This window comes from Colwellia hornerae, assembly GCF_007954355.1.
Classification (GTDB): domain Bacteria; phylum Pseudomonadota; class Gammaproteobacteria; order Enterobacterales; family Alteromonadaceae; genus Colwellia_A; species Colwellia_A hornerae.
On the sequence record NZ_VOLR01000006.1, the window covers coordinates 93396 to 115629 of the forward strand.

The window sequence follows — 22234 nt, forward strand, 5'->3', positions numbered from 1 at the left end:
ATAACTAACAAACCACAACAGACCGCTATTACTTTAAATGTTTACTCAAAGTCAATTCACTCCAGCTTGGTGGCTACACAATCCTCATTGCCAAACTATTCTTGCTAAATTTTTAAGATCTAAAAAACAGCTAGAAACTTGTAATGAAACAGTAGAGTTACCTGATGGTGACTTTATTGATTTAGCATGGACCGATAAGCCTAAACCCGATGAAACTCGTCCTTTGGTTGTTGTTCTACATGGTTTAGAAGGCTCAGTTAATAGCCATTATGCCAAGGGCATGTTATCAGCTATCAAAGAGAAGCAGTGGATCGGTGTACTGATGCACTTTAGAGGCTGCAGTGGTCGAGTCAATAGAAAAGCCCGTTCTTATCACAGTGGCGATACGGATGACATTAGTTATTTGACACAATTTTTAAAGAAAAAATATCCACAGCTACCGATGACAATTATTGGCTTTTCTTTAGGAGGTAATGTATTAGCGCGTTATTTAGCAAAAGAACCTAATAATCCTTATCAAGCCGCTGCCATCATTTGTGCTCCGTTACATTTAGCCAGTTGCAGCAAGCGAATTAACCAAGGGTTTTCGCGTATATATCAAAAATACTTAGTTGGTATGCTCAAAGACAGTATCAAAGATAAAATGGCCAGTAATCTACTGTCTGCACCGCTATCACAAAGACTGGCTCATAAGCTCGATGAAATAAAGACCATTTGGCAATTCGACCAGCTTGTTACAGCCCCTATTAACGGTTTTGATAGCGCTGAAGATTATTATCATCAAGCGAGTGGACGTTTTATTTTGGATAAAATCAAGCAACCCTGCTTAATTATTCACTCAAATGACGACCCGTTCTTATGTGATGAAAATACCCGTGATATTAGCAGTATTCCCAGTAATATATGTTTTGAGGTCAGTAAAAAAGGCGGTCACGTTGGATTTATCAATGGTAATAATCCTTTAAGACCACAGTTTTGGCTAGAACATCGTGTTCCAAATTTTTTAGAGAGTTACCTATGATCATCCCCTACAAAGACTTACAACCAGATACATTGACAGGTATTATTCGCGAGTTTGTTTTACGTGAAGGCACCGAATACGGCGCGGATGATGTGTCTTTGTCCGATAAAGTAGCGCAAGTAAAAATACAACTCGCTGATGGTAGTGCATTCTTAGTTTATTCAGAACTTCATGATACGGTAAATATTTTGCCTATTGATCAGTTTGAGCAACAACAAAATGAGCAAGAACAGGAACAAGCGCAATAGTTATTTTATAGCAACGAACACCCGATCGATGTTCGTTGCTCATTTGCTATTGTGTAAATGTTAAGACAAAACTCACCGGCACGGCATAAGCGATGCTAGGTAGGCTCGCTAATGATTTTAATTTATTAACACCTGCCACTAAAGCAAAGTCTTCTGCTTTAATAATAACGGGTTGCACGGTGGTCACTAGCATAGTTTCTGCTGATAGTTTAGCCACCATAACATTGAAGGTAAGTTCTTGCTGTTGACCGTGTAAATTAAGGCTACCCTTAAGTGACATTTGTTTAGTTGAACCGATAGCTATCGCATCAATATCTGCGTTGTTGAGTTGAGCACTAAAACTCGCTTGTGCAAACGTTGCTGTTTCAAAGAGGAACTCTGCCATTCTTTCGTTGCGTATCGCGATATTGGTGTCAACACTACTTAGCTCAATAGCCACACTTGCCAAACCACTATTATTAATAACACCCGTAAAGGCCTTAAAACTGTGGTTTTCAGCCACAGTGCCTTTTTTAATGGAAACAAAAGTTAATGAAGACTTTTTAGAGTCTAGCTGCCAAGCACTATAAGCCGGCGTGGCAAGCAGTAGTGAAAAGCTTAAAATAAAAATAGATATAATACGCATAATTGGTCCTTTGAAAATAAAATAAAATAAAAATTAAGAGCGTCGCGCTCGGTGAGGGATAACAATACTTTGCCAAGGAATATTACTCGCACCTAAGGTCATAAAGTCAGGATTCATTAATCCTTCCCGTTGATTATAAGTCAAGGGTAAAAACTCACTATCAATAATTGAGCCACCCGCTTGTTCGATAATACAATGGCTCGCTCCAGCATCCCACTCGCCCGTTGGCCCAATACGTAAATAGCAATCTGCGCCACCTTCAGCAATTAAGCAATTTTTTAGTGAACAACTTCCCAATGCTACATATTCAAAAGCAAAGTCTTCGTTATTAAGATATTGCCCCATTAGACTAAGCTCTTGTCGGCGGCTTACCGCCACTTTAATTTTTCGCTTACCGTCATACTTAGCAACATGAATTTGCTGGCTGCCGGTATTGCTTTCTTTAAAAGCGCCAAGCTTGTTTTGTCCATAGTAGGTTAGTTGATGTTCTGGTGCGTGAATAACACCAATACTTGGCCAGCCATTATCAACCAAAGCAATATTGACTGCGAAATCGCCACTGCCTTTAATAAACTCACCCGTGCCGTCAATAGGGTCGAGTAACCAATACCGTGACCACTTTTTTCTTTCACTAAGCGGTAAGGCACCGACCTCTTCAGAAATAATAGGAATACCTGGTGCTAAGCGTGACAACTCTTGCATCAATACATCGTTAGCCGCATAGTCTGCACTGGTAACTGGGCTATTATCTTCTTTAATTTCTGCGGTGTAATTGCCCGTTTTATAATGCTTAGCAACTTCTAGACCTGCTTTTTTTGCACTTTCTATCGCGATGGCGAGTAACGTTTCATTATTCATTAATCTTCACTTAATTTTTCTTTTGAGTGTTATTTTGAAGTATTCTTAACTAAATCTCTTACTAGCATGAGCGCAGCAATGCTTCTTGCTTCATTAAAGTCAGGTTGGGCAAGTAATGATTGATAGTCGGCAAGTTTCCATGAAACAATCTCTAGCTCTTCGGGTTCGTCACCCGGTAGTTTTTCTGCATATAAATTTTCAGCAAGAAATATCTCCATAGAGGCAGAGAAAAAAGCCGGTGCTGTCGCGACTCGATGAACATGAGTGAGTTTACTCGCGCCATAGCCTACTTCTTCTTTTAACTCACGATTAGCGGCATGCTCTGCGCTTTCACCTTCATCAATAAGCCCTTTGGGGAAGCCAAGCTCATAAGTATGCGTGCCTGCACAATACTCACGTACGAGTAATACCGTTTCATGATCAAGCATAGGTACGATCAATACAGCACCACGACCATAGCCTTGCATACGTTCATATTCTCGTTTTACGCCATTACTGAAGGTAAGATCTATTTGTTCGATAGCAAATAAGCGACTCTTGGCAACTTGCTTACGTTGGGTGATTTCGGGAAGTGTGAAACTATTGCTCATAGTAGCTAAACCTAAGAGGAAAATATTAATAATATAGTTTTAGAATAGCACGTTAACTTTAGATATAATTAATAAATAATCGCTCTGAGGAAAAATAATATGCTTAATTGGTCAAAAATTTCTACCGTACTTTTGGATATGGATGGAACGATTTTAGATTTACATTTTGACAATCATTTCTGGCTGCATCATTTACCTTTACGTTACAGTGAAAGTGCAAAGATTTCACTTGAGCAAGCAAAAGAAAACTTAGCAAGCCACTATGAAAGAGTTGCAGGGACCATTGACTGGTACTGTTTAGATTACTGGGCTGAACAAACTCAATTACCCATTCAAGCATTAAAACGTGAAGTACAACACTTAATCAGTTTACGCAGCGATGCTCATGATTTTATGGTGGCATTACGAGAGAGTGGACGAGAAATAATACTGGTGACCAATGCTCACCCTGATAGCTTATTGCTTAAGATTGAACGCACGCAACTTGATCAGTATTTTGATGTTTTGTATTCGACACATGAGTTTGGTGTTACCAAAGAATCACAATTATTATGGCAACGTCTTCAAGAAAAACAAGGTTTTAGCCTAGAGAATACTTTGTTTGTTGATGATAGTATCCATATTTTAGCCTCGGCTCAGCGATATGGATTTGAACATTTATTAGCGGTTGAAAACCCCGATAGTCAAAAAACGCCGCATGCTGTTGACGATTACCCATCAACGTCAGATTTTAGAACATTACTGGATGAAATAAAGAAAAATCCCGTTAAATAATGACTGTTATTCATCCTGACATAAAGCCAGGATGAAGTAGGTTTTGCTTCAGTAGCCATTAATCACAGTGTTAAGTTACTTAAAAGTTCAACCGGTAGCGCCCTTGGTTATCCGCTTTACCAATAAAAGGTAGTAGCGGTTTTAGTTTTTCAGGGAAATTAGCACTTGGCTTTAAATGGCCACTTCCAGATGCTCTAGTCATATGATGTAAATAAGCGGTAAAGGTGAGTCCAAGATCGTTTTCAGGGGCAATAATAAAGGTGAGTGCACCTTTTTCACAGGCCACTTCAGCAGATAACGCACCTAAACTTACTGTTTCTGATAATGCGGTAATTGATGCTTTCTTCCATTTTATTGAGCCCTTCATTAGCTGACAAATAGGTTTGCCGAGCATAAATTCATCAACACTTAATTCAATAAGATTGTGAGCTTGTAGTGGGATAGCTAAATTAAGTTTTTCAGAAATTTGATGCGCGGCTACCGTAATATCAACATCAGTAATTTTTATCTGCTTAAGCAATTGGCTTGCTGTCAACTTACCTTCCGGTCCACTGACTAAAGGACCGCCAAAAACTAACTTTATTGTTGGGTCTAGCATCAATAATGAAAGGAAACTTAATTCACTGCTGACATTATTAATGTCGACGTCATCAATACGGACTTGTTTTGCATAACTTTGCCACACAGTGCCAGAGAGTTCAGATACTTGGCTATTTTTCGGTAAATTAATAAAACTAACCACCCAAGCAGCAGGCATAGTTGCGATTAAAAAAATGAAATATAGACTAAAAAACATTGCTCCGTAAGCAAACCACTTTTTCATTAACCTTTTCCTAATTGTAAGCGACGAACTCTCACGACACCGTTGCGATCTGCTTTACTTAAATCAATACTTTTCACTAATAAACCTTCATTGTTCGCTAAAAATTCAAGCCAACTAAGTAGTTGCGTAAAGGGTACTTCATCAATCCATACTTGTAAGTCTTCACCTTGAGGTTGCAAGCGTGCTATCGAAATATTATTACGACCAGCACTGCTGTTAACAATACTAGAAATGCTGGCATTACTGGCTGATGTTGCGACTCTTTTTTGTGACTGTTGATAGCGCTGAGTATTTTCTTGCACCCACGTATAAAGCGCTTGTTGGCGTACGATTTTTTGTTGAGTTTTATCAGTATTAGTAACCAATGGTTGCCACACTGCGCTGTAAAATAAAAACAGCACTACAACAAAGCTCGTCATTGCAACGAGTCGTTGCTCAGAGCTTTTTAGTTGTTGCCACCACGTTTTCATTATCGCCCCTTACTTGTGTTTGTTGATTGCTGATTATCATCATTACTGGTTATGCTAAATGAGCCAGAAATTTGCTCACCTTGATTATTTTGTGCGCCCATAGATACCGTGAGGTTGCTCTCTTCAAGAGCGATTTTTAACTTATCAAAATATTGATAATCACTAGCAATTGCCTGCATACGGATCTCGTTGCGCTTACCATCAAATTTCAACGTTTGAGGTTTTATTTCAGGCACTAAAGCTAACGCTGGTTGCACTTGAGTTAAAATAGCTAAAAAGCCACTTTCTCCACTTGCTCCCCCGACGTCTTTAAGCTTACGTTTAAGCTGAGAGCGAATAGTTGAGACACGGACTCGCTTAGTTTTTGGAAAAGCCTTTTTATAGGTACTAATGATTTGTTGTTCAATTTCAGCCTGTTGACTATGAAGCTGCATTAATTCGGCACCTTTAATACCGACATTAAGCAATAAAGCAAACATGGCAATACCTGCGGCCATAAACCAACTCTTTAGCACGGGTGAGCGCTGTTCTTTAATTTTAAATTCACCCTGTAATAAATTGAACCTGCCCGCTTTATCTTGGCTATATGTGGCGGCTAATAACGCCAAAGGCAACTCTTCTGGCATCGAGTTGATGGTTAGTTTAGCGACCGTTTCGGGTAATAGTGAATAAGCATTTAATGAGAAACTGCTTGGCACGTCATTATTGCTGTCGTTACCCGCTACAGATTTTTGCTCACTGCTGTTTTTTTCTCCTGCCGGAGTCTCGCTCAGCGACTGGCTAATTAACGGCCAAGTATTGCTGTCTATGGTGATCCCTTGCCATTGTCCTTGGCGTATCAGTATTTGCTCACCTAAAACAATTGCACTGCCGACGTTTTCTTCGTTAGTCAGTGGCATGGCAAGTACATCGGGGATCATTTTTTTACAGGTAATATCTGCACTTTTTAGCCACCCTTGCCATAGTGCCAACTGAGCACACTCGACAATCGCAACAAAGCAATTATCTGCACTACCCGCAATTTTGATATCACTATAAGCGAAAAACAGCTCTTCAACGTCTTGTGCTAATTCATCTTCAAGCATATACGGCACGGCTAAGCGCATCGCTTTCGCTGATTTACTGGGTACCGTTAAGCTTTTCAAGCTGATATCACTGGTTGGCACAAGCGCGATAACTTCACGTTGTTTGGCCTGCTCGGCTAATTGCTCTAACGCATTGGCGTCTGGGAGTTCACCACTGGCAATGATACCTTCTTGATCGTCACTGAAAATTAACCAGTGCACTGCATCTTTTGCGTTAGTGCCTAATCGGATATATAACTTTTCGGCCATTACTCTCGTCCTATGGTACGACTCACTACGGAGATATTATTATTGCTTTCAACTTTCATTAAAGTGCTCAAAGCGAAGTAACTGTCATTAAAACTAGCAATGCTTTTTAGTTTAAAATAATGGCTAACAACATCAAACTGCTCTTTTTGATCATTGGTTATTTTTGGATGTTTCGATATTTCTGGTAAGTTAAAAAACTCATCACGTGTTTTAAAACCAGCACCCTCTCGACTGGCCAGTGCATTTTCTGCATCTGCGATAGGAATATGTAAAAAAATCTCTAACAGTTCAGGCTGATCGCTTCTAATGGTATTTATATTTATTTTATGTAAATTGCTATTGGGTATTACGCAAGCATATTCTTTTAATTTATTAATAACCGGCACGGTAAAGTGTTCAATTAAACGTAATTCGGTAATACTGGCCAAATAATGATTGGCGGGTAAATAAGGAAACTCTTTTGCTGAGTAATCATTATCTTCTGCTCCACCAGCACTGGCTATAGCACTATCTTGATCAAGCCAATCAACTAAGGCATCGGTCATATATTCAGCTTCAAACTGACTAACACCTTCGACATTAAGTGACATAATTAATTTTTGAAAGTCTTCTTCTATTGCACGCCTTTGAGTTCCTGTAGGAATAGCATTATCATCAGGCCTTAAGGCATTCAAATTAAAACAAGCTTGCATGTCAAAAATTTCACCGGTGATTTGCCCAAAGTCGACCGGGTAACTTGTTTGACCTTGTGCCCAGATTTGCTCTAGATGTGTGACCTCTTTACCATTTTCAAAAGCACTAATTAATATTCTTTTTGCAAACGCCTCTGCGCCCATCGCATACCAATAAGCTTGCTGATTTAGTGTAATATTATTGGTACGTTGCATCTGCAACTGCAAGCGAGCAGTCATTTGTGTTGCTAATACGGCGGCTAACGCGACGATAAGCAAAACAGTAATTAGCGCTACACCAGTCACTTTTTTAGTAGTCAACTTACTCATATCAGCACTGCACTGAGAATGTGTCATTAAGGCCTCCCATAACGAACAGCACAATACGATGGGCTTTAAATTTATACATCATTACCTGCCACTAAAAATTCTCGTCTGATAAGCCCATAATCTTTAGTTATTAGCTCGACAGCAATCGCTTTAGGTAAACTTTTATTTATAATTTGCTTTTGCCATTTTTTGTCATAAAAAAACTCAAAATTTAGCGCTTCAATCTCGGTGATTAACTTTCTTATTTTAGGCTCTTGTCCTTGGATAGCGTCAACAAAATTAAAGTGAAGTCGCTCGAAGGTTCCCTCATTTAATTGATAAGCGACTGATTGCATATTACTACGCGGTAATAGTAGACCTGGATTTGTCCAGCCGTGGCGAACAAAAGCTAAAGTACTTTCGCCATTTGAAAAACTATTGCTGTCAGTATATAAAAAATCTTGCTGGGGAGCTTCGCCATTTAATCGAATACTGCGTTTAGCAATTTGCAGTAAATCACGCTCGATAAGTAAAAAGCCTCGTTGCAATTCATTAACGCGTTCGGTACGAATTTTAGATGATTCATTACCTTTTAATACCGTATTAAAAATAGTGAAACTGCTCATGCTGATCATTGAAAAAATAGCGATAGCTATCAGCACTTCTAGCAAGGTAAAGCCATTATTCATTGGCTTATTTAAGCGAGTTTTCACTAAGGTTGACTCTTTGATATATAGGTAACCATACTGGTGATCGCTAACTTTTCATCTTCTTTATTGCGAATTTCAATTGTAATAGCACGCATATTCTTATTTTCTGTTTTAAGCACTTTTTGTAGCCAAAACCATTCTTGGCCAGCCATTTCTACGGTGCCTTTTTTATTGTTTTTTGGTGGCCATGTTGGGTCTAATGTCATCGCAACTAATTGATTTGAGGCCACCCAGTTAGCTAACACTTTATTTTCTAAATGACTTAAATTTTTAAAGTTATTGTCTGCTGCACTTAATAACGCAATGCCGGCAATTGAAAAAATAGCCATCGCTAACATCACTTCAATTAAGGTGAAGCCCAATGAAGCGGTTTTAATTACTCTTTTCACCTTATGAATCATCAAAGAGCGGTCCTTCAACAGTTATCGGTGTGGTATATAAGCCGGTTGCTTTAAAATAAAGTTTCGCTTCGGTGTAATTATTTTTAATAAATTGAAAGCGCAGGCTAAACGGGGTTATTTCACCGCCTGAGAGTATATAAATTTGTGGGATGAGTATTTTTTTTTCTATATTATTATCGGCATCATCTGTATCAGCTTCTTCATCTACGTCATTGTCTTTATTGGCCGCTTGTAACTCATTAAATGATGCAGTATCAAATAATTGTGGTTCATCGATTGGCAAATCATCAAGTTGTAGAATCAACTCAACACCTTCAGGTAATTGATAGCGACTGAATAATTCATTATCAGAGATATCCGACCACGTTATGCCGTCGTAACCTAAAAACTGATAACCTTTTTTACCAATAACCAAACCTAATTCAATATTATTCAACATGCCATATTCAGCAGCAATATTGAAAACGCCAGCAAAACGCTTGCTTGACAGTTCAAGTGTTTCTTCGGCTTTATCACCTGAAGCACTAAATTGAACAACAGAAACCATTAAACCGACCAGCACAATAACCAACATCACTTCAATTAAAGTGAAACCGTTAACTATTGTGCTATTTTTGGAATAATGCTTCATATTAACAGATCACCAAAACTACTGGTATTCGCCAAGGTTCCAGTTGCCGATATCGTCTTCTGTACCGGGTTCACCGTCGGGTCCCATGGTAAAAATATCAATATCACCATTTTCGCCTGGGTTTAATAGTTGATAGGCGTTGCCCCAAGGATCGTCAGGTAAACGTTTAACATAACCCCCATTTGGAAAACGACGAGGTAAAGGTTCAACGTCAGTTTCTTCAACTAAAGCTTCTAAGCCTTGTTCAGTCGTTGGATAGTTATAGTTATCCATTTTATACATACTTAACGATGTTTCTAGTGCATTAATATCTTGTACTGATTTTTGAAGTTTTGCGGTATCCATATTGCCCATCAAGTTTTGGACAACGACACTGCCTAGCAAACCTAAAATAACAATAACAACCATCACTTCCAGTAAGGTAAAACCTCGTTGTTTATTTTTCACTTTTATTGGTTGAGTTTTTTTGTTCACATTAACCTCCTACTAAGGTATTTAACTGAAGAATTGGCTGTAAAATAGCCATAACTATAAAAAGAACGATACCCGCCATGGCGATCATCAAAGCGGGCTCAAAGGCTTTTAGCGATATATTCATTAAGGCTTCAAACTCTCTGTCTTGGTTGTCTGCTGAACGGCCAAGCATATGTTCTAACTTGCCACTTTTTTCACCACTGGCAATCATATGAAGCATCATCGGTGGAAATAATTTCGTTTGCTCTAAAGAAACTCGTAAACTCGCTCCCTCACGTACTTTATCGGCTGACTCTTTAACACATTGCTTAATGTATAAATTTTCTAAAACTTCACCTGATATTTTCATACTTTCGAGCAAAGGAACAGCACTGGCCGTTAGGATACTCAAGGTACGGGCAAAACGAGCGGTATTAATACCACGAATTATTTTCCCCAGCCCAGGAAAGCTAATCACCTTACGATGAAAGGCAAATTTGAAGCTGGCTTTTTTCATTAAATGATTAAACCCACCTATCAGTAAGGCAATCAATATAAGGATATATAAGCCGTTATCTCTTAAAAAATCACTGGTACTAATTAAAAACTGAGTCGTTGCAGGTAAGTTTGCGCCCATATGGTCAAACTGGCCAACAATTTTGGGCACTACCGCCGTTAAGAGTATCGCGATAACACCTATGGCAACCACCGTCATAATAACCGGGTAAATAAGCGCTTGAATGATTTGTGAACGTAAGTGTTCCCGTTGTTCGGTGTAATCAGCTAAACGGTTTAATACCGTATCTAAGAAGCCAGATTTTTCACCTGCGGCGACCATTGCTCGGTATAAGTGACTAAAAACATGGGGAAATTCTGCCATACTTTCGGCTAAACCATAACCTTCGGTTACTTTTGTTCGTACCGCCATGATCATACTTTTCATGCTGTTTTTTTCACATTGCTCGCCAACAGCCAGCAAGGATTCTTCAATCGGTAAACCCGACTCTACCAATGTTGCCAGTTGACGTGTGATTAAAGCAAGCTCAGCGACAGATACTTTTGTTCGCCCCGCAAACCGTGACTTATTGGCGGCTTGCTTAGTTTTTTGTAAGCTTGGCGTGACTTCAGTGGGCATTAAGCCTTTGTCACGTAATAAGCCACGCGCTTGTCTAGGCGTATCGCCTTCGATTACACCCTTTACCGTTTTACCACGGCTATTTACTGCTTGATAATCAAAAGCTGCCATAATAAAACTCTAGTTAATCTTCTTTGGTAACACGCAAAACTTCTTCGAGTGTCGTTTGTCCGGTCAGCACTTTATCAAAGCCATCACGGCGTATGCTTGGCGTATTTTGGCGAATAAACTTTTCGATAGCCTGCTCACCTTTACCATTATGAATAAGCTCGCGTACTTTATCGTCGACAACAATAAGCTCATGAATACCCATACGACCTTTGTAACCCTTTTGGCTACATTCACTGCAACCAACAGCGCGATAAATATGTTGAGTGTTATCTTGAGGTAATTCAAGTAGTTTAAGTTCTGGGCCATCAGGTAAATGGCTTTCTTTACAATGCGGGCACAATGTTCTCACGAGTCGTTGTGCTAAAACACCCAAGAGACTTGATGAGAGTAAAAATGATTCTACGCCCATATCTTCCATACGGGTAATGGCACCAGCGGCACTGTTAGTATGCAATGTCGACATCACTAAGTGACCGGTTAAACTGGCTTGTACGCCAATTTGCGCCGTTTCTAGATCGCGTATTTCACCGACCATAACAACATCGGGATCTTGACGAAGTATTGCCCGTAAACCACGAGCAAAGGTCATATCAACTTTAGTATTAACTTGTGTTTGTCCAATACCTTCAATGGCGTACTCAATGGGATCTTCAACCGTTAACACATTGCGCTCTTTCGAATCAATTTGGCTCAGTCCCGCATAAAGCGTAGTACTTTTACCCGACCCTGTAGGACCTGTAACTAAGATAATACCATGAGGTTTTTCGATGAGTTTTGAAAATTTAATTCGATTGGCAAGTGTCATACCTAAATCTTCTAGATCAAGGCGCACCGAGTTCTTATCAAGTAAACGTAACACCACACGTTCACCATGACCGGTTGGCATTGTTGAAACACGTACATCAACAGCACGACCGGCAATGCGCAAAGAAATACGACCATCTTGTGGTATGCGCTTTTCAGCAATGTCGAGTTTTGCCATAACCTTGATTCGAGAAACTAATAATGAAGCAAGTTTACGATTAGGCTTTAATACTTCACGTAAAACGCCATCAACACGAAAACGAATTTGTAGCGCTAATTCAAAGGTTTCAATATGAATATCAGAAGCATTTTCTTTGATTGCTTCACTCAACATCGCATTGATCAATTTAATAATTGGCGCATCATCCTCATTTTCAAGGAGATCTTCTGTTTCTGTCATTTCATCAGCGAGAGAATACAAATCAACTTCGTTGCCGATATCTTCCATCATCTGTTGGGCTTCTGAAGAATCTCGTTGATATGAAATTGTTAATAACTGTTCGAATTCATCCAACGAATGAAATTCAATGGCAAAAGTGCTTTTTAAGACCCGACGTACTTCTAATACTGCCGCACTATTCACATTGGCTAAGCAATGTAAGGTGTATTGATCGTTACTTTTGCTAATTAATACATGATGACGTTTGGCAAAATTAAAAGGCAAACGACTGATCTGCACTTTAACTTCCTCTGCCTCTTGACCATTACCTGCAATATTTAAAGTCACTATGCTGTCGATATCTTCTCTCTTTTCAATATCAGCCATATTATTGGTCTTTTTGGTCTGAAGTTGATGAATCATCACCCTCGTTTTTAACGGCAGGCGGTAATAAGCTAGGTTCTTTAAACTTGCTTTTGTTCATGTATTCATCGAATGAAGGAGGTAAGGTAAGTTTGTCATTCCACTCTGGTAATAATGGCATTTTTTCATCGCTCATTAATGACAAGCCTTCTTCTTGCTTACGTATTTCAGTCGCTCGAATATAGTTATACTTTTCTTTACTGATTTCATTCATCAATTCGCCGTCACGAATAATCGTTGGGCGAATAAAGACCATTAAATTACGTTTACGTGTTGAAGTTGTTGTTGATTTAAATAAGTGTCCAATAAAAGGTATATCGCCTAATAAAGGCACTTTTTGTTCACTTTCTTGTACATCTTCATCAATCAAGCCACCTAGCACCACAGTTGCGCCAGAATCGGCCATTACGACTGTTTTTATTTCACGTTTGTTGATAGAAATATCTACGCCTGTTGCACCACTTACCGAAGAAACTTCTTGTTCTATGGTTAACTGCACGCCACTGCCTTCATTCACTTGTGGGGTAACGGTTAGTTTGATACCGACTTCTTGACGTTCAACGGTTTGAAATGGATTGCCGTTATTACTACCGGCAGTAGAGCCAGTAAGAATAGGAATTTCTTGTCCAACTAAAAAGTGCGCTTCTTCATTATCTAAGGTGGTGATACTTGGCGTAGCAAGAATATTAGAGTTAGTGTCGTTACTCACGGCTTGTATAATTGCGCCCCAGCCATTTTTCATAATACCAAACATACCACCACTAACAGAACCGAGTAAGGTTGCGGCTAATGAATAGTCACCTTTAATATCGGCTTGATCTGGATTAACCGTAATAGCACCATTCTCAGAAGTAACCGTAGATCCCTTAGTACCGGGTGTAGATCGAGCTGACTCAGCTGCTGCAGCTACGCCAGTAATTGGGACAGGACCATTATTAAACTGGGTAAAGCCACCTTCTTCACTAAACCATTGCACGCCTAGACTAATACCGTCGCTTTCAAAAACTTCGACGATTATCGCTTCAACAAGCACTTGCGCACGACGGACATCTAATTTGCGAATAACTTCTTCAAGTGAGCGCAACATGTCTTGCTGAGCGGTAATAACCAAGGTATTGGTGTCTTCGTGAGCGTCAATACTGACATTACGTTTTTTACTGCTTTGTTTACTCGTTTGTGCGCCCGCGTTTTCGGCTTCAATTGATTTACTGACCCCTTCGAGTACTTTAACTAAGTCTTCGGCTTTTGAGTATTTCAAATAGTAAACACGGGTATTACCGTTGGTTTCTAATTCACTGTCTAAACGAGAAATTAATTTCGCAACACGCGAACGGGCTTGGGATTCGCCACTGACTATCACGCTATTGGTGCGTTCATCAGCAACTATTTTAGGAATAAGGAAGGTTGGCGTGCCAGATTTTCCTTGATCAGATTTATGCATGGCTTCAACAATACGCACCATTTCTGCCGCAGAGGCATATTGCAATTTAATAATTTGTACGTCTTGATCGCCGGCTTTATCGACACGTTCAATAATATTGACTAACCGATTTACAACCGCAGCAGTACCCGTAAGCATGATGACATTGGCGGGGTCATAATTGACCACGTTACCACCACCCGCTTGGTCTGAAAGTTGGCGAAGCAAGGGGGTTAATTCTCGTACCGTAACATTTTTAACTTCAACAACACGGGTCACCATTTCATCACCCATACCCGGGTTTTCGTTACCAACAACCGGTATTGATGAGGTTTTAGCGTCTTTATTACGAATAACTTTTACAACATTATTATCCATTTCAACGGCAGAAAAACCATAGACCTCAAGGACATTTAAAAACACTTGATAATATTGTTTTTCGGTAAGTTGATCTTGAGTACGTAACGTCACTTTACCTCGAACGTTAGGGTCAACAATCATGGTTTTTTTCAGATTTTTACCGACTATATTGATGAATTCGTCAATTTCAGTACCTTTAAAATTTGGCGAGTACTTGGCCGCATATATATCAGCACTAAATAATAAAGTATTCATCATCACAACAGTTAACCCTGTTGCTAATAATCCTTTATACCAAGGAGCGCGAAGAGTCTTGCGCAAGGATAAATTTTTCATAACTTAATTCTCAATTTTGGTCAGTAAAGGTATTAACTACCAATACTAAATAATATTTCGTTCAATTCACCATTACGATCGATTAATAGTGATACTTCTTTATCTTGTTTTAATGCGGCGAGGGCCTGTGCTGCTTCGCTTGGTACCGTTAAATCATAACCATTCATTTGAATCGCGACATCACCAGATTTCAATCCTGAATTTTGAAAAAAACCTGCGTTTTTGCCTGGCATCAATCGATAACCTACTATTTTGCCACTTTTACGTTTTGGTGATATTTTTAAATAGTCAGTAATTTTACTTGGGTCGGTATTAATTTCGTCTTTAAATGACTCAGCGCTTTTGCTCAGCATTTTGTTTGTTCTTTGATCAATCACATTAGGTGATGTTAGCCGATTATTTATTTCTCGAACTTTAGCCGGGGATATTGCCGTTTTCCTTGTCACATTTTGTTGCGTTTTTTCATTGTAATCAAAACCATCAAGCATCAATGTTTCAAGTTTTCCCGCATGCTTTAAAAGTACTCGGTCACGAAAAACACGATCAAGTACAGCACGTGTTCCGGTAATTGTTTCACCAGGACTATAGGTATCTTGCTTTCCTGAGTTTTCGATCACGGCCGCAGACGTAGTTTTGTCGTCGCTTGCTACTGCCCCTGTCAGCGTTAAACGCAACTGTGTTTCAGGCGCACTTTCCACTTCAACAGTTTCAACTGCATCTATACTGTCTGTATATAAGCCAAATAAGTTCAATGTCTTTAAGTTTGTTAAACTGATCGCCGCTTTTTTAGTGTTCTGTGTTGCTACTTTTACGGTGACATTTGAAGAAGTATGGTACTGGCCACTCGGCGCAACAAGCCAAGTGAGCTGTGCAAAAACGTACGCAATATAAGCTAACAAAAAGACACTGATCACCTTAGCTATTTTTTGCTGAGGTAATTGTGAAGAAAAGTCGACTACACTTGAAAAATTTGAAGGTAATTGCATGGCTATCTTTATAGAAATTTAAATTAATTTTTATTATTATACCTTGATAGTACTTGAGCTAGACGCTATCAACAAGAGTAAGATGGTGATTAAAATATTTATTAACAATTTAGTTCTGCTATGTGCAAACTAATATTGCCAGTTCAGCTATTCTCTCAGTTAAAAGACTAGACATTGTAAGCAATTATGATATTTTCGCCGCGACATATATTTATAGGAAGATGGTAAGTAGATGAAACATAATCCGCCTCTCACTGAAAACACTTCAACCCGTCTCGATAAATGGTTATGGGCTGCTCGTTTTTATAAAACACGCGCCATTGCTAAACAGATGATCGATGGTGGTAAAGTGTTCTATAATGGTCAACGAACAAAATCAGGTAAAGTCGTTTCCTTAGGGGATAAAGTCGTCTTACGTCAGAGTTATGAAGAACGAGAAATTATTGTGATAGCGCTGGCAGATAAACGCCGAGATGCTGATTTTGCACAAACACTTTACCAAGAAACACCCAACAGTATTGCTACTCGTGAAAAAAACGCCTTAGCGCGTAAACAAGGCACCTTACTTAGCCCTGCTAGTGATACCAAGCCCGATAAAAAACAACGTCGACAATTAATACAATTTAAAGAAAGGATCTAACTGTGACCGTTAAAACTGATGTTTTAAATCGCTATTTATTTGATGGTAAGCATGCTCGTGGAGAGCTTGTGCAACTGACTAAAGCTTATCAAGAAATAATTGCCTTGCATGAATACCCTCTTGGTGTGCAAGCCTTGTTAGGTGAACTAGTTGCTGCCACTTGCTTACTAACTGCTACTTTAAAGTTTGAGGGGGAAATTACCGTTCAATTACAGGGAAATGGACCTATTAGCTATATGTCAGTTAATGGCGATGATAAGCAAAATATGCGTGGCATAGCTCGTCTGGCTGAGCCTACTGACGGTAAAGGCTTAAGAGCACTTATAGGTAACGGTACTATGGTTATTACTATACGTCCTGAAAAAGGCGAACCTTACCAAGGTGTTGTTGCACTTGATAAAGATAACTTAGCAGATTGTTTGGCGCATTACTTTGAAGTTTCGGAACAAATACCGACAAAAATTTGGTTATTTAATAATGCTGATAATACTCAAGTTGCTGGTAGTTTAATACAATTGCTCCCTGATAGTGATAGCAAAGAAACACAGCTTAGTGATTTTGAACACTTGTGCCAACTGACCAATACAATAAAAGCCGAGGAAATTTTTTCATTAGATGCTGAAGACTTGTTGTATCGTTTGTATCACCAAGAAGAGGTCCGTTTATTTGAACCTCAATCGGTTAATTATCAATGCAGCTGTTCTGAAGAAAAATGTTTAACCGCTATTTCTCAAGTTTCACCAAGCGAATTGACAAGCATCATTGCAGAGCAAGGTTGCGTATCGATGACTTGTGAATATTGCTTAACAACCTATAAGTTTGATGAACCAAAACTGGCGCACTTTATTAATGAGCCCAAGCACTAGCTTAAACTAAACGTCTTAATTCTGCCTGATCGCCGATTATCGCTCTTGCGTTAATGGGCGGTCTACTTTTCCACTGTAATCTATTTCTATTTCTACACGCTGAAACTGTGTTGCAGCTAATAGTGATTTATAATAACTTAAAAGATCAATCCCCACTGCTGGCGTTAATCGATAAGTGCTTTTAGCTATTTCTGTAATACTTTCTGTATTGTCATAACTTGTTAGGCTGGCTAAGTTTTTTACGATAACAACAAAAGTTCCTTTTATCGTACCCGTTTCTGACATTAATAAATTAACAACTTTAGCACCGTTAATGAACTTATCTGTTTTTAATTCAAACTTCTGCTCATTCAACATTAAATATTTATTTGCTGGACTCGTCAGCTTTTTAAACACTTTTCTATTTTTTAGACTCTCATCACTTTCACTTAAACGATGACTAGTCTCCTGTACACGTGTTTCATTAGTCCCCGCATTTGATGTGTTGGGCTTTAAAGAAGCCGCTTCTTTATTGCTGGCTTGCTGTTCTACTGGCTGTACTACTTCTCTATTCTCTGAACAAGCCATTAAAAAAGTTACACAAAGGACGATGGCACTCAGGTTACGCATATTTACTTCCTTTTTTCTTTCCAGTGATAAATTAGTTATAAAAATTTAGTTATAAAAAAAGCTGATTGAATGATCAATCAGCTTTATTTTACTTGTTGTTACTACTTACTTCTTGCGACGACGTAATAACGCTAAAGGTAATAGCAAAAATGCTAATAAACCTGTTGAGCCACCGCTAGACTTTTTCTTCGCCGGAACGAGACTAGGCATATCATTAACCATTACAGAGAAACTCTGTGCAACGTTGACAGTACCATCAGAAACATTGGCTACAAATGTTAGTGTTTCACTACCAGATTCGATATTAGGAGAAGTGAAAGATACTGCGGCGGTGTCTGAACCAGCTAAGTCTACTGTTGGACCAGAGGTTTGCTCCCAGTTGTATGTTAATGCATCACCATTAGGATCAGTAGCTTCAACACTCATGCTAAGAGAAATACCTTCTCTAACAATTCGCTCTACATCAGTAACAGCTGTTACAATCGGTGCACGGTTATCACAAGCAACACTATCACCAGCAACTACATCAGTGAAAATACTTGTTGTAATGCTATCAACGGTAACATCGTCAATTAACCAACCATCTGCAACAGTATTCGTATCACTAGCGATACGGAAACGGAATTTCACTTGGTTACCGTTTAAAGATTGGCCAAAGGTTACACGTTCAAAACCTTGATTAGTCCCCGTAAAGGCAGCACGTCCAGCAAGAGCTGATTCAGCATTTTCGATAATAACACCGGTGTAGCCAGCAACAACAAATTGACCGCCAACTTCAGTTACATCGATCCATTCATCACCATTAATGCTAACTTCTACCACACCACCATCCCAACCATCTAATGGTGCATCAGGTGTTTCTGGGTTTGCTGGATTTGTTTCAAGATCATAGTACTGATACCAAGTTATTTGGAAGTCAGTTGCTTCAAAGCCAACAAGCATTTCTTTAGTTTCGTAAGCAACGTCTGATGGATAACCATTGTTATTTAACCAAAGGTAGTTATCACCGCCGCCCCATGCACGCAACTCGCCAGTACCAACAGCTTGCTCGCCACCGATCATAACGTTTTCTTTAAAATCATTAAATACAGAAATAGTGTTCATGTCTTGAGATTGCGACGTTCCAACTAATTCTTTATCAGCAAAATCATAGTTAACTGTTGTTCTAAATGAGTACTCGCTAGCAACATCTTTATCAAGTTCAGGGAAAGTGACTTTCAACTCTATGCTATCAGTAGTTGCCACTTCATTTAATGTAAATTCAAGTGGTATGCTGGTTGATGAACCGGTAACACCTAAGTTAGCAAAAGTGATCATACCATCGTTAGCAAAGGTTATGTCTTGGTCGCCAACGACTTCGACTTGTGCTGTAATATTTTCATAAGTAACACTACCACGGTTTTCGATAACAAAACTAACGGTACCTGTTTCACCTTTATCAAGCACATTATCACTAGTACAGTAACCAGAAGTTAATCCCTCATAGTTAGCATTTAATACTTGTCCTTTAACATTGAAAGCTGACAATTCAGTTTTATCAGACTCAACTACGCCGCTAAACTGTGTATCAAAACGACTTGGTGCAACTGCGCCTAATCCCATGCCACGCTTAGCAAATGCGGCAAGTATTATTTTGTGATCGGCAGGGTCATTAGCAAAAGCTGCTGCTAATATTGCATCACGTGCTTCAACAAATGTTGGTGCTATTGGCATCATTTTGTAGCCAGCAAGTAAGTAGTCTTTCATTAAACTATTTGCTTCAGCAAAAGTATGACTCTCACTGTTGATCATACCAACGTAAGATTCCCATAGCATGTTAGAAAATACAGAGCCTGGAGAATGAACTAGATCAGGGTATAGCGCTACATCACCAAATGAAGATGGATTAATTTCTACGTTTGTTGAATAAGGGTATGGACGAATACCTAATACATAGCTATCTACATAGGTAGTTACACTATGTGGTAAACCATGTGTTTCATTACCTACCATTAAGGCATCTTTTTCTTCAGTCAATAATAATAAGGCATGGAAATCACCAAAACCTTCACCCATAGCACGCGCTTGTTGACTGCTTAAACCGTTACTGTTACCCACTAAACGGTTACTAATATAGTGACCCCATTCGTGTGCCACAATACCGTTGTCCCATGCGCTACCTTTAAATCTAGCAGGTAACTCTTTCTTGAACATATCAACAGAGACAGTTTCGTCTGCCGCTAACAAGGCGTATATTTCTGTCCCTTCATCTTGAGTGATCATAAAGCTTGGAATAGTAATCGTGGCATCAGTGCCGCCCATACCATTAACAACATTACCTTCTTTGTTGTTGGCAATAATAACGGCAACAGCGCCTGCTGCTTGAGCATTGGCCACTTTAACGGTAAATCCACAAGCCCCACGGTCAATAACAGCAATTTTGCCCATTAATTCAGCGCCATTTGTTGGAGCTTCACAACCGTCGTTTACTGGCGCAGTTGCGTCGACATAGCGTACTAAATCACCAGAGATTTCAAAGGCTTCAGGACCAAAGAAAGGAGCACCAAGGCGAGATAATAAACCTAGGTCAGCATGGGTAGTAACTGTAACGCCCTGATCAACACCGTTTACTGGCGCCGAAACATCCCATAAATACATTTGCATTTGTGGAGAACGACCATCAGCTGGTGTAGACATGTTGGCATTATTAAAGCCTGAGTAATCTTGAACTTGTACCTCAAGAGCATCATCCTCTTCACCACCACGTTCGAAGTTAGATAGCTGAGCATTACCTGATACTTCATCAAAACCATGATCATAGTAATCATCATGTAAGTAGTTATTCATGTAAAACAGGTTAACAATAGCCGCTTTACGGTTATGCACCGAATATTCTTTTTGAGCAATGTCATACTCGTAATCAAAGGTATTAGTACTGGTGACTTCTGCCATGTAATCGCCGTTACTCAAACCATTAGGCGCGATAACATCAACATAAGCCGATACGTTATTACCCATAGTTACTGTAGCGTCATCGGCTAACCATGGATCCATAGTGCTTATTGGACCATGGCTTAATGTTACTAAAGGAGCAGGTAAGTATTCTGAAGTTCTGTAAGCATAAATGTCTGCACCTTGTGGAGCTGGCATAACATTACCGTGTGGGCTATCCCAAGGTTTTGCATTTTCATCAGCATAAGCACGGTAATTAAAGTCAGCGGCATGGCTAGTTAGATTATTTTTAAATAAAACTTTACCTGTATTTGCTGAAATCACATAACTGAAAGTTTCTGAATCTACAGAATCTACGGCAGCAGTTTCAATTTCTACGTAATGAGCAGCAACAAGCTGACCTTTCTCTTCAAAAAAGACTTTTTTAGTTCTTGGCTCGCCAACGATAACTTTATCAGTGGCGTAATTAGTAACTGAGAATTCTTGGTATTTACCACTAGCATCTTTAGCCGCTAGTTTAACTGAGTTCGCATCGCCACCCATATCAGAGAACGCTGAGTTTACAGCTAAAGCAGAGTCACCAAATGCAGAGCTCATATCTTTTATTGCCGCTGGCGCTGTTTTATCAGCAAAATAACCTGATGAAGCAACTAAGCCAAACTTAGCATCCATCATGATATTGTATTCACGATTGAATACTTCAACACCAGCAATTTCTTGTTTGTATTTCGCTATTTTCGCGCCACGTCCTAAATCATGAACATTAGCGAGTACAGGCTTAGAAATTTTAGATTTTTTTATTGATTTGCCCGTTAATTTATTAAGATAAAAATCAGCAGCAAAAGCAAGCTGATTTTCTGCAGAAATAGCACCTAAGTCAGGAGCAGCAATATTTTTTCCTGCCCACTGAAATGTAGTTTTACCAAGTTCTGCATCATACTGGTTTTGCATACCACTTGCCGTGGCAACCTGTGTATTTAACGCTGCAACTTTAGTACCTGATTTTGAGCCAAGAACTTGCTCAATTGGAAAGTTTTTAGTTGGCATGCGGTCATTAGCTACCACGCCTAGTGCGGTGGTGGCTAGTGCAGAACCGACAAATGTGGCGATGATTGATTTATTAAATTTCATACTATTCCCTAACTATTTTTTATTATTAACCCACAACTTGGGTACTGAAGCATTTTATTATTAACCCACAACGTAGGCTCTACGCTAATTTATTACATTTATGTAACAATAAAGCAATCATTTAGCGTAAAAAACCTAAACAAAAAGTAAAGCATACGTTACGACAGGGTAACAAACGTTTACAA

General features: G+C 39.2%; 22 protein-coding genes. 5 read left to right on the top strand and 17 right to left on the bottom strand.

From position 1 onward, the window contains the following. Window positions 1-37: 37 nt before the first annotated feature. A complete protein-coding gene (locus ESZ26_RS05630; protein ID WP_146798778.1) occupies window positions 38-1021 on the top strand; it encodes a hydrolase in 984 nt (327 codons plus the stop codon). Continuing rightward, window positions 1018-1269, top strand: coding sequence for a YheU family protein (locus ESZ26_RS05635; RefSeq protein ID WP_146798779.1), 252 nt, complete (start codon window positions 1018-1020; stop codon window positions 1267-1269). The genes ESZ26_RS05630 and ESZ26_RS05635 overlap by 4 nt, the downstream gene beginning before the upstream one ends. Before the next feature lie 46 nt (window positions 1270-1315). Here ESZ26_RS05635 and ESZ26_RS05640 read toward each other — a convergent pair whose 3' ends face one another. From ESZ26_RS05640 to nudE, 3 genes are read right to left on the bottom strand one after another with little or no spacing between them, the layout of a single operon-like run. Beyond that, window positions 1316-1894, bottom strand: coding sequence for a YceI family protein (locus ESZ26_RS05640; protein WP_146798780.1), 579 nt, complete (start codon window positions 1892-1894; stop codon window positions 1316-1318). A 33-nt stretch (window positions 1895-1927) separates the two neighbouring features. Further along, window positions 1928-2752, bottom strand: coding sequence for a 3'(2'),5'-bisphosphate nucleotidase CysQ (gene cysQ / locus ESZ26_RS05645; RefSeq protein WP_146798781.1), 825 nt, complete (start codon window positions 2750-2752; stop codon window positions 1928-1930). A gap of 29 nt (window positions 2753-2781) precedes the next feature. Next, complete coding sequence (gene nudE, locus ESZ26_RS05650) at window positions 2782-3342, bottom strand: ADP compounds hydrolase NudE (protein ID WP_146798782.1); 561 nt, start codon at window positions 3340-3342, stop codon at window positions 2782-2784. Between the two features lie 99 nt (window positions 3343-3441). On the opposite strand from nudE, the gene yrfG reads away from it, so the two are divergent. Further along, window positions 3442-4116, top strand: a complete 675-nt coding sequence (yrfG, locus tag ESZ26_RS05655; RefSeq protein WP_146798783.1) for a GMP/IMP nucleotidase — start codon at window positions 3442-3444, stop codon at window positions 4114-4116. Between the two features lie 79 nt (window positions 4117-4195). On the opposite strand, the gene ESZ26_RS05660 is transcribed toward yrfG, so the two are convergent. The 12 genes from ESZ26_RS05660 to gspC form a co-directional block, all read right to left on the bottom strand. Continuing rightward, on the bottom strand, window positions 4196-4939 hold the full coding sequence (locus ESZ26_RS05660; protein WP_146798784.1) for a type II secretion system protein N: 744 nt from the start codon (window positions 4937-4939) through the stop codon (window positions 4196-4198). Further along, window positions 4939-5409, bottom strand: a complete 471-nt coding sequence (gspM, locus tag ESZ26_RS05665) for a type II secretion system protein GspM (protein WP_146798785.1) — start codon at window positions 5407-5409, stop codon at window positions 4939-4941. The genes ESZ26_RS05660 and gspM overlap by 1 nt, the downstream gene beginning before the upstream one ends. After that, window positions 5409-6743, bottom strand: coding sequence for a type II secretion system protein GspL (gene gspL / locus ESZ26_RS05670; protein WP_146798786.1), 1335 nt, complete (start codon window positions 6741-6743; stop codon window positions 5409-5411). Before gspL ends, gspM begins: the two co-directional genes overlap by 1 nt. Beyond that, on the bottom strand, window positions 6743-7771 hold the full coding sequence (gspK, locus tag ESZ26_RS05675; RefSeq protein WP_223271621.1) for a type II secretion system minor pseudopilin GspK: 1029 nt from the start codon (window positions 7769-7771) through the stop codon (window positions 6743-6745). Before gspK ends, gspL begins: the two co-directional genes overlap by 1 nt. Window positions 7772-7815: 44 nt before the next feature. Beyond that, window positions 7816-8436 carry a type II secretion system minor pseudopilin GspJ gene (gene gspJ / locus ESZ26_RS05680; RefSeq protein WP_223271620.1) on the bottom strand — a complete coding sequence of 207 codons (621 nt, stop codon included), beginning with the start codon at window positions 8434-8436 and terminating at the stop codon, window positions 7816-7818. Then, window positions 8436-8834, bottom strand: coding sequence for a type II secretion system minor pseudopilin GspI (gspI, locus tag ESZ26_RS05685; RefSeq protein ID WP_146798861.1), 399 nt, complete (start codon window positions 8832-8834; stop codon window positions 8436-8438). Before gspI ends, gspJ begins: the two co-directional genes overlap by 1 nt. Further along, window positions 8824-9465 (bottom strand): type II secretion system minor pseudopilin GspH, encoded by a 642-nt coding sequence (gene gspH, locus ESZ26_RS05690; RefSeq protein ID WP_146798787.1) that lies wholly within the window; start codon window positions 9463-9465, stop codon window positions 8824-8826. The genes gspI and gspH overlap by 11 nt, the downstream gene beginning before the upstream one ends. An 18-nt stretch (window positions 9466-9483) precedes the next feature. Next, window positions 9484-9918, bottom strand: coding sequence for a type II secretion system major pseudopilin GspG (gspG, locus tag ESZ26_RS05695; RefSeq protein WP_146798862.1), 435 nt, complete (start codon window positions 9916-9918; stop codon window positions 9484-9486). A gap of 22 nt (window positions 9919-9940) precedes the next feature. Beyond that, window positions 9941-11164: a type II secretion system inner membrane protein GspF gene (gene gspF / locus ESZ26_RS05700; RefSeq protein ID WP_146798788.1), complete on the bottom strand. Its 1224-nt coding sequence runs from the start codon at window positions 11162-11164 to the stop codon at window positions 9941-9943. Between the two features lie 13 nt (window positions 11165-11177). Continuing rightward, on the bottom strand, window positions 11178-12734 hold the full coding sequence (gspE, locus tag ESZ26_RS05705; RefSeq protein WP_146798863.1) for a type II secretion system ATPase GspE: 1557 nt from the start codon (window positions 12732-12734) through the stop codon (window positions 11178-11180). A 1-nt stretch (window position 12735) separates the two neighbouring features. Then, window positions 12736-14808 carry a type II secretion system secretin GspD gene (gene gspD / locus ESZ26_RS05710; protein ID WP_146798864.1) on the bottom strand — a complete coding sequence of 691 codons (2073 nt, stop codon included), beginning with the start codon at window positions 14806-14808 and terminating at the stop codon, window positions 12736-12738. A gap of 110 nt (window positions 14809-14918) precedes the next feature. Continuing rightward, entirely contained in the window at window positions 14919-15872 is a 954-nt protein-coding gene (gene gspC, locus ESZ26_RS05715) for a type II secretion system protein GspC (RefSeq protein ID WP_146798789.1), read from the bottom strand. A 232-nt stretch (window positions 15873-16104) separates the two neighbouring features. On the opposite strand from gspC, the gene hslR reads away from it, so the two are divergent. Both hslR and hslO read left to right on the top strand, forming a co-directional pair. Next, window positions 16105-16512, top strand: coding sequence for a ribosome-associated heat shock protein Hsp15 (gene hslR, locus ESZ26_RS05720; RefSeq protein ID WP_146798790.1), 408 nt, complete (start codon window positions 16105-16107; stop codon window positions 16510-16512). Between the two features lie 2 nt (window positions 16513-16514). Next, window positions 16515-17378 (top strand): Hsp33 family molecular chaperone HslO, encoded by an 864-nt coding sequence (gene hslO, locus ESZ26_RS05725; protein ID WP_146798791.1) that lies wholly within the window; start codon window positions 16515-16517, stop codon window positions 17376-17378. Window positions 17379-17414: 36 nt separating this feature from the next. Here the strand turns inward: hslO and ESZ26_RS05730 are convergent, their stop codons facing one another. Further along, window positions 17415-17987 carry a hypothetical protein gene (locus tag ESZ26_RS05730; protein WP_146798792.1) on the bottom strand — a complete coding sequence of 191 codons (573 nt, stop codon included), beginning with the start codon at window positions 17985-17987 and terminating at the stop codon, window positions 17415-17417. 105 nt (window positions 17988-18092) lie between these two features. Continuing rightward, on the bottom strand, window positions 18093-22049 hold the full coding sequence (locus ESZ26_RS05735) for a rhombosortase-dependent M36 family metallopeptidase (RefSeq protein WP_146798793.1): 3957 nt from the start codon (window positions 22047-22049) through the stop codon (window positions 18093-18095). Window positions 22050-22234 lie beyond the last annotated feature (185 nt).